The sequence below is a fragment of the Pontitalea aquivivens genome (assembly GCF_046507575.1).
GTDB lineage: Bacteria > Pseudomonadota > Alphaproteobacteria > Rhodobacterales > Rhodobacteraceae > Pontitalea > Pontitalea aquivivens.
In genome coordinates this window covers 41967-56589 of record NZ_JBKFEY010000002.1, presented here as the reverse complement: position 1 = coordinate 56589, position 14623 = coordinate 41967, and the positions used below count along the sequence as shown (strand labels likewise).

The following is a 14623-nucleotide window of genomic DNA, read 5'->3' as shown; positions in this document are numbered from 1 at the left end:
CACTTATGACGAAATATGACGAAACCTGGGTTGCCGCCGAAGAAGCCAAGCGCAAGTGGATGGCGGAAAACAGCCTCTACAAGCAGGATGACGAACATGCATCCTGCGGGGTGGGGCTGGTGGTGTCGATCAATGGCAAGCCCAGCCGCAAGGTCGTGGAAAACGGCATCGACGCGCTGAAGGCGGTCTGGCACCGCGGCGCGGTGGATGCCGACGGCAAGACCGGCGACGGCGCGGGCATCCATGTCCAGATCCCGGTGCCATTCTTCTACGATCAGGTCCGCCGCACCGGGCACGAACCCGACCTGACCAAGCGCGTCGCCGTGGGCCAGATCTTTTTGCCGCGCACCGATTTCGCCGCGCAGGAACGCTGCCGCACGATCGTGGAAACCGAAGTGCTGCGGATGGGCCATTACATCTATGGCTGGCGGCATGTGCCGGTGGATACATCCGTTCTGGGCGACAAGGCCAATGCCACGCGTCCCGAAATCGAACAGATCCTGATCCGCTGCGAAAAGGATATTGATGAGGAAACGTTCGAGCGCGAGCTGTATATCATCCGCCGTCGCATCGAAAAGGCGGCTATCGCCGCGCAGATCGCGGGCCTTTACCTCTGTTCGCTGTCCTGCCGCAGCATCATCTACAAGGGCATGATGCTGGCCGAACAGGTCGCGGTCTTCTACCCCGACCTGATGGACCCGCGGTTCGAATCCGCCTTTGCGATCTATCACCAGCGATATTCCACCAACACCTTTCCGCAGTGGTGGCTGGCCCAGCCCTTCCGCATGCTGGCCCATAATGGCGAGATCAACACGCTCAAGGGCAACATCAACTGGATGAAAAGCCACGAAATCCGCATGGCTTCTGCCGCCTTTGGCGAGATGGCGGACGAGATCAAGCCGATCATCCCGTCTGGCACGTCCGATTCCGGCGCGCTGGATGCGGTGTTTGAGGTGATGGTGCGGTCCGGCCGCAGCGCGCCGATGACCAAGACCATGCTGGTGCCCGAAGCCTGGTCCAAGGCCACGACCGACATGCCCAAGGCCTGGCAGGACATGTATGCCTATTGCAACGCCGTGATGGAGCCCTGGGACGGCCCCGCCGCGCTGGCGATGACCGATGGCCGCTGGGTCTGCGGCGGGCTGGACCGCAACGGGTTACGCCCGATGCGCTACGTCGTCACCGGCGACGGCCTGCTGATCGCGGGGTCCGAGGTGGGCATGGTTCCGGTGGATGAGGCGACAGTGCGCGAAAAGGGCGCGCTTGGCCCGGGCCAGATGATCGCCGTCGACATGCGCGAGGGCAAGTTGTACCACGACACCGCGATCAAGGACCGGCTGGCCAACAGCCAGCCCTTTGGCGACTGGGTGTCCAAGGTCGTCAACCTCAGCCCGCCGCTGGATGAACTGCCCGAAACCGCGATCTTCGCCGGGGCCGGGCTGCGCAAGCGCCAGATCGCCGCGGGCTATTCGGTCGAGGAACTGGAACAGATCCTGGCACCCATGGCCGAGGATGCGAAAGAGGCCATCGCCTCGATGGGCGATGATACACCGCCCGCCGTTCTGTCGCGGCAATACCGTCCGCTAAGCCATTTCTTCCGCCAGAACTTCAGCCAGGTCACCAACCCGCCGATCGACAGCTTGCGCGAAACCCGGGTGATGAGCCTGAAGACGCGCTTTGGAAACCTCAAGAACGTGCTGGACGAAGACAGCAGCCAGACCGAAATCCTGGTGCTGGAAAGCCCCTTCGTCGCCAATGCCGAATTCGACGAGATGCTGAAATATTTCGGCGCCAATGTCAGCGTGATCGACTGCACCTTCCCCGCCGGTGCCGGCCAGGAGGCGCTGCGCGAGGGGCTGGAACGCATCCGCGCCGAGGCCGAGGATGCCGTGCGGTCCGGTGCGGGCCATCTGGTGCTGACCGATCAGCATCAGGGCGCGGATCGGGTCGCGATGCCGATGATCCTGGCCACCAGCGCGGTGCACAGCTGGCTGACGCGCAAGGGGCTGCGGACGTTCTGTTCGCTTAACGTGCGGTCCGCCGAATGCATCGACGCGCATTACTTTGCGGTACTGATCGGCTGCGGCGCGACCACGGTGAACCCCTATCTGGCGCAGGACAGCATCGCCGACCGGATCGAACGCGGCCTGCTGGAGGGCAGCCTGGTCGAGGCCATCCGCCGCTATCGCGAAGCGATCGACGCGGGCCTGCTGAAGATCATGGCCAAGATGGGCATCTCGGTGCTGTCGTCCTATCGCGGCGGCCTGAACTTTGAGGCCGTAGGCCTGTCGCGCGCGATGGTGGCGGAATATTTCCCCGGCATGCACAGCCGAATTTCCGGCATCGGCCTGCACGGCATCCAGCACAAACTGGAAGAAGTTCACGCCAAGGGCTGGAAGGGCGGTCAGGACGTTCTGCCGATCGGCGGCTTCTACAAGGCGCGCCGTACCGGCGAAAAGCACGCCTGGGAAGCGCAGACGATGCACATGCTGCAATCGGCCTGCGACCGTGCCAGCTATGACCTGTGGAAACAATATTCCGCCGCGATGCGGGCCAACCCGCCGATCCACATCCGCGACCTGCTGGACATCAAGTCGCTGGGCAAGCCGGTGCCGATCGAAGAGGTGGAATCGATCACCTCGATCCGCAAGCGGTTCGTGACGCCGGGCATGTCGCTTGGGGCCCTGTCGCCCGAGGCGCATATGACGCTGAACATCGCGATGAACCGCATCGGCGCGAAATCCGACAGCGGCGAGGGTGGCGAAGACCCGGCACACCACATGCCGCTGCCCAATGGCGACAACCCCAGCGCCAAGATCAAGCAGGTGGCCTCGGGCCGGTTCGGCGTGACGGCAGAATATCTGAACGCCTGCGAGGAACTGGAAATCAAGGTGGCCCAGGGCGCCAAGCCCGGCGAGGGCGGCCAGCTGCCCGGCATGAAGGTCACCGAACTGATCGCGCGGCTGCGCCATTCGACCAAAGGCGTGACGCTGATCTCGCCCCCGCCGCACCATGACATCTATTCCATCGAGGATCTGGCGCAGCTGATCTATGACCTGAAACAGATCAACCCGCGCGCCAAGGTGACGGTCAAGCTGGTGGCGTCCTCGGGCGTGGGCACGATCGCGGCCGGGGTGGCCAAGGCCAAGGCCGACATCATCCTGATTTCCGGCCATAACGGCGGCACCGGGGCCAGCCCCGCCACGTCCATCAAGTACGCGGGCCTGCCCTGGGAAATGGGCCTGACCGAGGCGCATCAGGTTCTGGCAATGAACAACCTGCGCGAACGCGTCACCCTGCGAACCGATGGTGGCCTGCGGACCGGGCGCGACATCGTGATGGCGGCGATGATGGGGGCCGAGGAATTCGGCATCGGCACCGCCGCGCTGATCGCGATGGGCTGCATCATGGTGCGCCAGTGTCAGTCGAACACCTGCCCGGTGGGCGTCTGCACCCAGGACCCCGCCTTGCGTGCCCGCTTTAGCGGCAGCGCCGACAAGGTCGTGAACCTGATCACCTTTTACGCGCAAGAGGTGCGGGAAATTCTTGCATTGATCGGCGCGCGGTCGCTTGACGAGGTGATCGGGCGGGCCGATCTGCTGACCCAGGTCAGCCGCGGGTCCGCGCATCTGGACGATCTGGACCTGAACCCGCTGCTGATCACGGTCGATGGCTGGGACAAGATCGTCTACGATCGGTCCAAGCCGCGCAACTTCGTGCCCGATACGCTGGATGCGGAAATCATCCGCGACGGCGCGCGCTTCTTCGAGGATGGCGAAAAGATGCAGCTGTCCTATGCCGTGCGCAACACGCACCGCACCATCGGCACGCGCGCGTCCAGCCATATCGTCAAGCGATTTGGCATGCGCAACAGCCTGCAGCCCGACCATCTGACGGTCAAGCTGACCGGGTCTTGCGGGCAGTCGCTGGGCGCCTTTGCCGCGCCGGGGCTGAAAATCGAGGTGTCGGGCGATGCCAACGACTATGTTGGCAAGGGCCTTTCGGGCGGAATGATCGTGGTGCACCCGCCGATGAATTCGCCGCTGACCGCATCGGACAACACCATCATCGGTAACACCTGCCTGTATGGGGCGACCGATGGCCATCTGTTCGCGGCAGGCCGTGCGGGCGAACGGTTTGCCGTGCGCAACTCGGGCGCGAAGGTGGTGGTCGAGGGCTGTGGCACCAATGGCTGCGAATACATGACCGGGGGTGTTGCGGTCATCCTTGGCCGGATCGGCGCGAACTTTGGTGCGGGCATGACCGGGGGCATGGCCTATCTGTATGATCCCAACGGCGTGGCCCATGATTACATGAACCTGGAAAGCCTGGTGACCTGTGCGGTATCGCACCCGCATTGGGAAGCACAGCTTAAGGGGTTGATCGAACGTCACGCCGCCCAGACCGGCAGCCGCAAGGCCGCCCAGATCGTGCAGAACTGGCAAGCCGAACGCGCCAATTTCCTGCAGGTCTGCCCCAGGGAGATGCTGATCCACCTGCCCCACCCGCTGGGCACCGAGGCCGAACGCGCCATCCCGGCCGAGTGACGCGGCAAAAAACGATGCACAAGAGGCGGGGCCATCGGTCCCGCCTTTTTCCGTGCCATGACACGCATCCCCGAAAAAGTTAACGAATTATTTTGCCCTGCGCGTCCTTCCATGTCATCATATCATGATGAGAAAATATAAGCAGGCAAGACATAGTGGCGATTTTTCAGGATCAGTTTTATATGTTGGACCCGGCCAATCCACCGGCCGAGGGGACCACGCTTGGCGTCCTCTACCTGACAATCGAAGACAATAACAACAACAGCTACCTGAACCCGGCACCATCAAGCAACAGCGCGAATCGTGACCTGATCGACGGAAGCCGCATCACCAAGGTCTATGTGAACGATACCGTCACCGTCGAGGTGAACGGCATCACCCAGACCATCACCGGCGTGACCTTTCATCTTGACGACGGGCGTATACTGTTCACGCCTATTGACGGTACGAACCTGGACCCGGCGGTCTTTATCAGTTCCACATCGGTGCCCAATTCAACGCAAATTCCTGCCAGTGCGCTGGGCATTCCCTGCTTCACCGCAGGCACGCTGATCGACACACCCGAAGGGCGAAAGCCGGTGGAATGGCTGCGGCAGGGCGATCTGGTCAGCACGCGCGATCATGGCGCGCAACCCCTGTGCTGGGTGGGCAAGCGCACGGTTGACGCCTGGCGCGAACACGCCCCCGTGCGCTTTGAGCCGGGCGCCTTCGACAACCCCGAAGCCATCGAGGTTTCCCCGCAGCACCGCATGCTTTTGTGTGGCTGGCGGGCCGAGATCCATCTGGGCGCGCCCGAGGTGCTGATAGCGGCCAAGCATCTGATCAACGGCCACAGCATCCGCCGCGCGCCACGCGCATCGGTGACCTATGTCCACCTGCTGCTGGAACGCCACGAAATCCTGACCGGGAATGGCGTGCCCTGCGAAAGCTTTTTCCCCGGCGACACGATCCTTGAATCCGATCCCGCGCTGCGGGCCGAACTGGTGGACCTTGGCGCGCTGATGCCAGATGGCCGCGCGGCACCGCACTGGCGGCTCGCGCGGCCGCTTGCTCATGGGTCGGTCGCACAGCTTCTGTCGGCTTGACCATCACGGCGGCGCGTGACTTATGGCGGCATGGCGCGCAAGAAGTCCTTGAAGAAAACGGCTGCAAAGCCCGCCCTGCCGGGGCTTCTCTGGCGGCGGCCCAAGGCTTGGGCGCTGCGCTGGGGATTGCGCGCGCTGGCCGGGGTTGCGGCAATCTGTCTGGCGCTGGTCGTGCTTTACACCGTGGTCAACCCGCCCACCACGCTGACCATCTGGTCCGAGACGCGCCGCCTTGGCGGGGTTGACCGGCAATGGACCCCGCTGGAAGACATCGCCCCCGTCATGGCCCGGTCGGTCGTGGCGGCCGAGGATGCGAATTTCTGCCGCCACTGGGGCTTTGACATGCGCGCGATCCGGCTGGCGCTGGATGAAGGCGCAAACCGCGGCGCGTCAACGCTGACGCAACAGGTGGTGAAAAACGTTTTCCTGTGGCAGGGCCGCAGCTGGCTGCGCAAGGCGATGGAGGCGGCCCTGACACCGGCGGTCGAGGCGGTCTGGTCCAAGCGGCGCATTCTTGAGGTTTACCTGAACGTCGCGGAATTCGACGAGGGTGTGTTTGGCGTGAATGCCGCGGCCTTCCGTTATTTCCGCACCACGCCCGACAAGCTGACGGCGCGACAGGCGGCGCTGCTGGCCGCGGTGCTGCCCAACCCCAAGGAACGCAGCGCGGCCAAGCCCTCGGCCTTCGTGTCGCGCCGCGCGCAGTCGATCGAGGATGGGGCAGCCACCATCCGCAGGGACGGGCGCGCAGATTGCTTTGAATGACCGAATGGGCGCCCTGCCCCGTGGCCTGATCCAAACCATTTGAAATATGCGGGAAAACTGGTCGGAGCGAGAGGATTCGAACCTCCGACCCCCTGCTCCCGAAGCAGGTGCGCTACCAGGCTGCGCTACGCTCCGACCGTGTGGGCGGGGGTTACCGCTTCGCAGCGGCTTTTGCAAGCGGCTTTTGCAGCATGGCACGCCACAAGCCACTTGCGGTCGCATCCGCTTGCGAAACAGGGGCGCGCCCGCGAAGATCGGCGGGCGTTGGAGGACGGGATGAATCAGGCATTGCTGCAGTTTCTGGGTGGAATCGGGCTGTTCCTGTTCGGGATGGAGGTGATGACCGTTTCCCTGCGCGAAATCGCCTCGGGCAGCCTGCGGCGGATGCTGGCCCGCTTTACCGAAACCCCGCTGAAAGGCACGATCACCGGCGCGGCGGCCACGGCGGCGGTGCAAAGTTCCACCGCCATAACGCTGACAACGATCGGCTTTGTCGGCGCCGGGCTGATCGGCTTTTCGCAGGCCCTTGGCGTGCTGTTCGGCGCCAATATCGGCACCACGGTGACCGGCTGGATCGTGATGCTGGTGGGCTTCAAGCTGAAACTGGGCCTTGCCGCCCTGCCCGGCCTGTTCATGGCCAGCCTGATGGCCGTTCTGGGCACCGGCCATACCGAACGCGCGGGCCGTGTTCTGGCGGGGCTCAGCCTGCTGTTCATCGGGCTGGACATGATGCAGGGCGCGATGGTGGGGCTGGAAGGACGGCTGACGCCCGACATGCTGCCCGGCGATGGCTGGCTTGGCCGGCTGGCACTGGTGGGCATCGGGATCATTCTGGTGACGCTGACGCAATCGTCGTCTGCGGGGACCGCGATGATCCTGGTGATGCTGGGGTCAGGCGCGGTCAGTTTCGCGCAGGGCGCTGCGATGATGATCGGTATGAACATCGGCACCACATTGACCGCCGTGATTGCCGCCATCGGCGGGGGGCGCGCGATGCGCATGACCGCGCTGGCGAACCTGCTGTTCAATCTGGGCACAGCGGTTCTGGCCTTTCCGTTGCTGGATCTCGCCGCGCCGCTGCTGCATGGCACGGCGCTGGGCCGTGATGACCAGACCGCGCTGGTGCTGTTCCATACAGGGTTCAACCTTCTGGGCACGCTTGTCTTTCTGCCCTTGACCCACCGTTTCGCGGCCTTTGTCGAATGGCTGGTGCCGGAACGCCGCGTCGCGCTGGCGGCGCCACTGGACCCGCGGCTGTTGCCTGATGAGGGCGCTGCGATGGATGCCGCGCAAGCGGTGGTTCAGGCGATCGCGCGCGCGATCTTTGCCGCGCTGGCGGGCGCGCTTGGCCCGGCGCACGATTTCCGCGGCCTGTCGACGCTGGGCGCACAGGTGCAACCCGCCCTGACCGAGCTTGAGGATTATCTGGCCCGCATCCGCGTGCCCCCCGATCGCAAGGCCGATCTGGCGCGCTATTCGGCGCTGCTGCACGCCTTCGACCACCTGTCACGCCTGTTGGCCCGCGCCGGGGAACACAACCGCATCGCCACGCTGATGGTGGACCGCCATCTGTTGCGGCCCGGTGCGGCGCTGGCGGCATCATTGACCCGCGACCTGCCCGCGGACCGGCGCGAACGTCTGGCCGCGCTGATCACGCAACGCACCAGACGGCATCGGCGCGGGGTGCTTTTGCGCGAACATGCCGGGCTGATCCCGGTGTCGGACCTGTTTCCCCTGACCGATGCGATCCGCTGGCTGGAACGGGTGGCCCACCATGCCGCGCGCGTCGCCCTTTATGCGGAAACGGCCCTGCATAAATGACAAAGGCCCGCGTGTGATGCGCGGGCCTTTGCATGGATGTGTCGCGGATCAGAGGCTGGCGTCCAGCGCCGCAATGATCTTGTCGCCCATTTCCGAGGTCGAGACCGGCTTGCCGCCTTCGGGGCCCATCAGGTCGGCGGTGCGGGCGCCATCGGCCAGCACCTTTTCCACGGCCTTTTCGACGCGGCTGGCTTCGTCGCCCAGATCGAAGGAATACCGCAACGCCATCGCGAAGGACAGGATGCAGGCGATCGGGTTGGCCTTGCCCTGACCGGCGATATCAGGGGCAGAACCGTGAACGGGTTCATACAGCGCCTTGGGCCGGCCATTGGCCATCGGCGCGCCAAGGCTGGCCGAGGGCAGCATGCCAAGGCTGCCGGTCAGCATCGCGGCCAGGTCCGACAGCAGGTCACCGAACAGGTTGTCGGTCACGATCACGTCGAACTGCTTGGGCCAGCGGGTCAGCTGCATCGCGCCCGCATCGGCATACATGTGCGACAATTCCACATCCGGGTATTCGGTATCGTGGACCTTCTGCACCACCTCGCGCCACAGGATGCCGGATTCCATGACATTGGCCTTCTCCATCGAGCAGACCTTGTTGCCGCGCTTGCGGGCGAGTTCGAAGGCCGAGCGCGCGACGCGGGCGATTTCGCTTTCGGTGTAGCGCTGGGTGTTGATGCCCACGCGCTCGTTGCCTTCCTGGAAGATGCCACGCGGTTCACCGAAATAAACACCCGAGGTCAGTTCGCGCACGATCATGATATCAAGACCCGCGACCACATCCTTTTTCAGCGACGAGAAATCCGCCAGCGCGTCAAAGCACTGCGCCGGGCGCAGGTTCGCATACAGGTCCATTTCCTTGCGCAGGCGCAGCAGGCCGCGTTCGGGCTTCACGCTGAAATCCAGATTGTCGTATTTCGGGCCGCCCACGGCGCCCAGCAGGACCGCATCCACCGCCTGGGCCCTGGCCATTGTATCATCATGCAACGGCGTGCCATGCGCGTCATAGGCGCAGCCGCCCACCAGATCTTCGGACACGTCAAAGGTGATGCCGCGCTTGGTGTCGAACCAGCCGATGATCTTTTTCACCTCGGCCATGACTTCGGGGCCAATGCCGTCGCCGGCGAGGATAAGGAGGGAGGGGTTCGCCATGGGGATCTCCGGTCAAATGGGGTCGCAAGGGGCGTAGCCAAAGGGGAACGCCGGGTCAAGCGCGCTTGCGGTAACGGCCCGGTCGGCGGGCTTTGGCCGAAGGGCCGGCAAGGTTCCGCGCGTGGGCAAACGGCCCCCTCGCCCCGCCGGACCGGGCGGTCCATGCTGCGCCAAAAGATGGCAGGATAGGCAGGGCATGGGACGCAGGGTTCTTATCACCGGGATGAGCGGCACATTTGGCACGGCGGCGGCACGCGCGTTTCGCGCGGCGGGCTGGGATGTGGCGCGCTATCACCGCGGCACCGACATGGCGCTGGCCGCGCGCGGGGTTCAATGGATCATCAACGCGATGAACCCCCCCGATTACCACGCCTGGGACAGGTTCATCCCCGAGATCACCGAACAGGTTCTGGCGGCCGCCCGGACCAATGGCGCGCGGGTGCTGGTGCCCGGCAATGTCTATGTCTTTGGCCGCCAACCCGGCCCCTGGGGCGCGCAGACCCCGCATGACCCCTGTTCGCGCAAGGGCCGCGTGCGCGCCGGCATGGAGGCGCGCTATCGCCGCGCCGTGGCCGAGGAAGGCGCGCGCGTCCTGATCCTGCGGGCGGGCGATTTCATTCAGGCCGATGCGCCTGCGACGATCCTGAACCGCGTGATGCTGAAACATGTCGCCAAGGGGCGCATCACCGCGATGGGCCGCACGGCGGCACGGCGCGTCTATACCGATCTGGGCGATCTGACCCGCACCGCCGTCGCCCTGGCCGAAACGGGCGACGGCCTGCCGGATTTCCTGGACCTTGGCTACCCCGGCACCGTCTTTTCCACCGACGATCTGGTGGCCGAAACGGGCCGTCAACTGAACCGCGCGATGACAGTGGGAAAATTCCCCTGGTGGGCGCTGTCGCTGACCTCGCCGGTCTGGGAACTGGGCCGCGAGCTGCGTGAAATGCGCTATCTTTACGACATCGACCATGGCATCGACGGGTCCGACTTTCGCACCCTGTTCCCGGACACGCCGATGAAGTCGTTGGGACGGGTGGTGAAGGAACATCTGTTCATGCGCGGGCTCAGGGTAGGGTGACATCCACCCAGACAAGCCGATGCCGCGAGGCAGCCGCCACCACCCCGGCCAGGGGGCCTTCTGCGGGCCACAGAACGCCGGCGCCCGTGACCCGCAATTCCGCCGCGGGCAGGACATAATCCACCCGCCGCGGGCCGGTATCGGGCCAATCCACCGTGGCCAGACCCGCCAGGGGATCCTGCACCGCTGGATGCGCCAAAAGCGCGCGCAGCGCCTGGGGTCGGCCCTCGCCCTTTTCCGGGTCGAGATTGGCATCGCCCAGAATGACAAAGGGCGCATCGGCGGGCACCTGTGGCAATCGCCCTTCCAGATAGCGCAGCCAGAACGCGGTTTCGTCATGGTTGCGCCGCCCGTTGCGATCCTCGGGGCCGTCAAAGACGGGCGGCGTTGCATGATAGGCCCACAGATGCAGCGCGGCACCGCCGGGCAGGGCCAGCGGCAGATCCCAATGCGCGGTGGACGACAGCCGCTGCACTGCCCGCGCCGGGGGCACAAGCCCGGCACCATCGATCAGCGCATCGGGCAGGTCGGCCCATAAAAGGGCGGAAAAATCGCGCAGTCCGTCCGCCCGGATCGGCAGGCGCGACAGGACGGCCATCCCACCTTCACCCGTGAACCGGCCATAGCCCTGGGCATCGCGCGCCTCGCCCAGCCTGCCGTTTCCATCCAGATCAAGGCCGGTCGGCAAGCCGGTGTTCGGCCGCGCGGTGAACAGATGTGGATAATCTGCCCCGCGTTCGGCAAGCCGCGCCGCCAGCGCCTGTAGCGCCAGCGCGTCATGGTCCCAATCCATCCCGGTCAGTACGATCACATCCGCCCCGGCGCTGGCGATGACCGTTACAACAGCCTCAACCCGGGCATCCTTGCCGGACCGGATATCACGCAGCAAAAGCCCCGGGCCCCGGCGGGTGAGATCGGCGTTGAAGGTGGCGATGCGCAGCGCCTCGGCCAGGGCCGGACCTGCCAGCACGGCCAAAGCCGCGGCGATCAGGCCGGCGCGAAAGACTCGGACCGGCTTTCGGCGCGCTTCGCCTCGATCATGCTGGCGACCCGCCCCATGGCGATGCCCCGCATCAGCAGGCTTGCCGGAAGGAATGCCCATGCCGTCACCATCCAGATCATCGTATGCGGCGAGGTCAGCGTGATCGGGGTCACCGTCATCGAGATCGCCTTTACAACCGCAGGTATAATGAACGGCAAGACAAAGCCAAGGGCAACGTTGAACCAGGCATCCCGGCGCAGACGTTCGACCACATCACCGCCCGCCGCCGGGTCAAAAGTGGGCAGGTTCACCCACACATTGAACCCCGTCCGGCATTGCGGCCAGCCCATAGTGCGCAACAGAACCACGAAATAGCCCAGCGTCATCAGGGAAATCAGATAGCTGACCCCGGCCGCCGTGCGGACCCGTTCCAGATGTGCGGCCCCGACATCCGCAGGCAGCATCAGAACCAGAACGCGCACGGGGCTGTAAGGAAAATCGATGGGCCGTGCCACCGCGGCGCCCAGCACCTCAAGGAAGCGGGTCAGGGTGGTAGGCTGAAATTCAGCCATGACCACAAAAGACAGCAGAAACACCGTCAGGAACAAGGATGCGAACCGGATACGGTTGAACGGCGGGGCATCGCGAAATTCGACCAGGCCAGGATAGACCGAGCCATATTCGAACATCGTCAGCGCCGCGGCACACAGCGCCAGCAGTGCCACCACCTGCGCCGCATCCGATGTGACCGATGGCAGCATCAGCGATGGCATGACCACCAGCAACACCACCAGACAGGCGCGAAAAAGCGCCCCGGGGAATCGAGAAACCACTGTCCCAGCCTCACTTTCGGTCGGGTCCGATACACTGCCGGACCCTTGTACCATGAGCACGCCGCCTGCTTCCACGGCTTTGTCACTTTGACAAATCCCACCGATCACGCAACCAAGCATAACGTTAGCGTAAGTATTCGGGCAGTTTCGCGGGAAAACTGGTGCGACTTTGCATCAATTCTGGTGCGAAAAATGGCCGCCCCATGGGGACGGCCAATATCTTTCGGACAGAAGGCCGCACAGGCCCATAGGCCTATACCCAGGGACGGGCCTGCGCCATCTGCGCTTCATAGCTGTCGATCGCCGGTACCTTCTGCAGCGTCAGCCCGATATCATCCAGCCCGTTCAGCAGGCAGTGCTTTTTGAAGGCATCAACCTCAAAGTGGAAGCCTTGCCCATCGGACGACGTGACGGTCTGCGCCTCAAGGTCAACGGTCATGCGCGCGTTCGATCCCTTTTTCGCATCTTCCATCAGAACCGCCACCGCCTCTTGCGGCAGAACGATCGGCAGGATGCCGTTCTGGAAGCAGTTATTGAAAAAGATGTCGGCGAAGCTGGTCGAGATGATCGCACGGATGCCGAAATCCTTCAGCGCCCAGGGGGCATGCTCGCGCGATGACCCGCAACCGAAGTTGTCGCCCGCAACCAGGATCTCGGTCTGGCGCCAGGCGGGCTGGTTCAGCACGAAATCGGGATTTTCGCTGCCATCGGGGTTATAGCGCATCTCGTCGAACAGGTTCACGCCAAGACCGGTGCGCTTGATCGTCTTGAGGAACTGTTTCGGGATGATCATGTCGGTGTCGATATTGACCAGCGGCATCGGCGCCGCGATCCCGGTCAGCTTTTCGAATTTTTCCATCGTTCTGTCTCCTCAGACCGTTTCGGCCATGATGTCGCGCACATCGGTCAGATGGCCGGTGATCGCGGCGGCGGCCGCCATGACCGGGCTCATCAGATGGGTGCGCCCGCCGCGGCCCATGCGGCCTTCGAAGTTGCGGTTCGAGGTGGCCGCGCAGCGTTCGCCCGGTGCCAGCTGGTCGGGGTTCATCCCCAGGCACATCGAGCAACCGGCCAGACGCCATTCAAAGCCCGCGTCCTTGAATATCTTATCCAGACCCTCTTCCTCGGCCTGCAGCCGCACCAGACCAGACCCCGGCACCACCATGCCGCGCACACCCGGGGCCAGATGCTTGCCCTTCAGGATTTCGGCGGCGGCGCGCAGATCCTCAATCCGGCCGTTGGTGCAGGACCCGATGAAGACCGCATCGATCTTGATGTCGGTCAGCTTCATGCCCGGCGTCAGGCCCATGTAGTCCAGGCTGCGGCGTGCGGCATCGACCTTGCCGCCGTTGAAATCTTCCGGCGCGGGGACGGTGGCGGTGATCGGCAGCACGTCTTCGGGGCTGGTGCCCCAGGTCACGACGGGGGCGATGTCTTCGCCGCGGATCGTCACGACCTTGTCGAAATGCGCGCCTTCATCGGTGTAAAGCGTCTTCCACCAGGCCAGCGCGGCTTCCCACGCGGCGCCCTTGGGGGCGTGCGGACGGCCCTTGACATAGTCAAAGGTCGTTTCATCCGGTGCGATCAGGCCGGCACGGGCGCCGCCTTCGATCGCCATGTTACACACGGTCATGCGGCCTTCCATCGACAGATCGCGGATCGCCTCGCCACAATATTCGATGACATAGCCGGTACCGCCGGCGGTGCCGGTCTGACCGATGATCGACAGGGTGATGTCCTTGGCGGTGACGCCCGGGCGCAGTTTCCCGGTGATTTCCACTTTCATGTTCCTGGATTTCTTCTGGATCAGCGTCTGGGTGGCCAGAACGTGTTCCACCTCGGAGGTGCCGATGCCATGCGCCAGCGCGCCGAAGGCGCCATGCGTGGCGGTGTGGCTGTCACCGCAAACGACGGTCATGCCCGGCAGGGTCCAGCCCTGTTCGGGGCCGACGATATGCACGATGCCCTGACGGATGTCGGTCACCGGATAATAGTTGATGCCGAAATCCCTGGCGTTCTTGTCCAGCGCGTCGACCTGGATGCGCGATTCCTCATTGTCGATATGGGTTTCGCGGCCCGCGGTGGTGGGGACGTTGTGGTCCGGCACGGCGATGGTCTTTTCCGGCGCCCGCACCTTGCGGCCCGACATGCGCAGCCCTTCAAAGGCCTGCGGGCTGGTCACTTCGTGGACCAGGTGACGGTCGATATACAGCAGGCAGGTGCCGTCGGGCTGGGTATCCACGACATGGGCATCCCAGATCTTGTCATAGAGGGTTTTCGGAGCGGACATGGCTCTCACTTTCTGAAGGATGGCTGGTGATCGGTTAACGCGTAACTGGGCGCGCCAAGGCACG

At 64.3% G+C, this 14623-nt stretch carries 10 protein-coding genes and 1 tRNA gene; 5 read left to right on the top strand and 6 right to left on the bottom strand.

The annotated features are described in order from the left end of the window. Positions 1–5: 5 nt before the first annotated feature. From gltB to mtgA, 3 genes are all read left to right on the top strand, one after another. Positions 6–4547, top strand: a complete 4542-nt coding sequence (gene gltB, locus ACK8OU_RS03815; RefSeq protein WP_410302067.1) for a glutamate synthase large subunit — start codon at positions 6–8, stop codon at positions 4545–4547. Between the two features lie 182 nt (positions 4548–4729). Then, positions 4730–5632, top strand: coding sequence for a Hint domain-containing protein (locus tag ACK8OU_RS03810; RefSeq protein WP_410302066.1), 903 nt, complete (start codon positions 4730–4732; stop codon positions 5630–5632). 30 nt (positions 5633–5662) lie between these two features. Next, positions 5663–6397 carry a monofunctional biosynthetic peptidoglycan transglycosylase gene (gene mtgA, locus ACK8OU_RS03805; protein ID WP_410302065.1) on the top strand — a complete coding sequence of 245 codons (735 nt, stop codon included), beginning with the start codon at positions 5663–5665 and terminating at the stop codon, positions 6395–6397. 58 nt (positions 6398–6455) lie between these two features. Here the strand turns inward: mtgA and ACK8OU_RS03800 are convergent. Next, a tRNA-Pro gene (locus ACK8OU_RS03800) sits at positions 6456–6532 on the bottom strand. Between the two features lie 141 nt (positions 6533–6673). Here ACK8OU_RS03800 and ACK8OU_RS03795 point away from each other — a divergent pair. Then, positions 6674–8218, top strand: coding sequence for a Na/Pi cotransporter family protein (locus tag ACK8OU_RS03795; protein WP_410302064.1), 1545 nt, complete (start codon positions 6674–6676; stop codon positions 8216–8218). A gap of 48 nt (positions 8219–8266) precedes the next feature. Here ACK8OU_RS03795 and leuB read toward each other — a convergent pair whose 3' ends face one another. Next, positions 8267–9373 (bottom strand): 3-isopropylmalate dehydrogenase, encoded by a 1107-nt coding sequence (leuB, locus tag ACK8OU_RS03790; RefSeq protein WP_410302063.1) that lies wholly within the window; start codon positions 9371–9373, stop codon positions 8267–8269. A gap of 223 nt (positions 9374–9596) precedes the next feature. On the opposite strand from leuB, the gene ACK8OU_RS03785 reads away from it, so the two are divergent. After that, on the top strand, positions 9597–10454 hold the full coding sequence (locus ACK8OU_RS03785) for a Rossmann-fold NAD(P)-binding domain-containing protein (RefSeq protein ID WP_410302062.1): 858 nt from the start codon (positions 9597–9599) through the stop codon (positions 10452–10454). On the opposite strand, the gene ACK8OU_RS03780 is transcribed toward ACK8OU_RS03785, so the two are convergent. The 4 genes from ACK8OU_RS03780 to leuC all read right to left on the bottom strand — a co-directional run bounded on the left by ACK8OU_RS03780 (position 10441) and on the right by leuC (position 14559). Continuing rightward, a complete protein-coding gene (locus ACK8OU_RS03780) occupies positions 10441–11430 on the bottom strand; it encodes an endonuclease/exonuclease/phosphatase family protein (protein ID WP_410302061.1) in 990 nt (329 codons plus the stop codon). The two genes, ACK8OU_RS03785 and ACK8OU_RS03780, sit on opposite strands and share 14 nt — an antisense overlap. Before the next feature lie 11 nt (positions 11431–11441). Beyond that, positions 11442–12269, bottom strand: coding sequence for a hypothetical protein (locus tag ACK8OU_RS03775; RefSeq protein ID WP_410302060.1), 828 nt, complete (start codon positions 12267–12269; stop codon positions 11442–11444). A gap of 253 nt (positions 12270–12522) precedes the next feature. Beyond that, positions 12523–13128: a 3-isopropylmalate dehydratase small subunit gene (leuD, locus tag ACK8OU_RS03770; RefSeq protein WP_410302059.1), complete on the bottom strand. Its 606-nt coding sequence runs from the start codon at positions 13126–13128 to the stop codon at positions 12523–12525. Positions 13129–13140: 12 nt separating this feature from the next. Further along, the gene (gene leuC, locus ACK8OU_RS03765; RefSeq protein ID WP_410302058.1) at positions 13141–14559 is read right to left on the bottom strand and encodes a 3-isopropylmalate dehydratase large subunit; all 1419 of its coding nucleotides are present in this window, start codon (positions 14557–14559) and stop codon (positions 13141–13143) included. Positions 14560–14623: the final 64 nt, after the last annotated feature.

Excerpts from the sequence above, each read along its gene's own strand:
- gltB (WP_410302067.1), top strand. The coding sequence starts at position 6 with ATGACGAAATATGACGAAACCTGGGTTGCCGCCGAAGAAGCCAAGCGC.
- ACK8OU_RS03795 (WP_410302064.1), top strand. The coding sequence starts at position 6,674 with ATGAATCAGGCATTGCTGCAGTTTCTGGGTGGAATCGGGCTGTTCCTG.
- mtgA (WP_410302065.1), top strand. The coding sequence starts at position 5,663 with ATGGCGCGCAAGAAGTCCTTGAAGAAAACGGCTGCAAAGCCCGCCCTG.
- leuD (WP_410302059.1), bottom strand. The coding sequence starts at position 13,128 with ATGGAAAAATTCGAAAAGCTGACCGGGATCGCGGCGCCGATGCCGCTG.
- ACK8OU_RS03810 (WP_410302066.1), top strand. The coding sequence starts at position 4,730 with ATGTTGGACCCGGCCAATCCACCGGCCGAGGGGACCACGCTTGGCGTC.
- leuB (WP_410302063.1), bottom strand. The coding sequence starts at position 9,373 with ATGGCGAACCCCTCCCTCCTTATCCTCGCCGGCGACGGCATTGGCCCC.
- leuC (WP_410302058.1), bottom strand. The coding sequence starts at position 14,559 with ATGTCCGCTCCGAAAACCCTCTATGACAAGATCTGGGATGCCCATGTC.
- ACK8OU_RS03785 (WP_410302062.1), top strand. The coding sequence starts at position 9,597 with ATGAGCGGCACATTTGGCACGGCGGCGGCACGCGCGTTTCGCGCGGCG.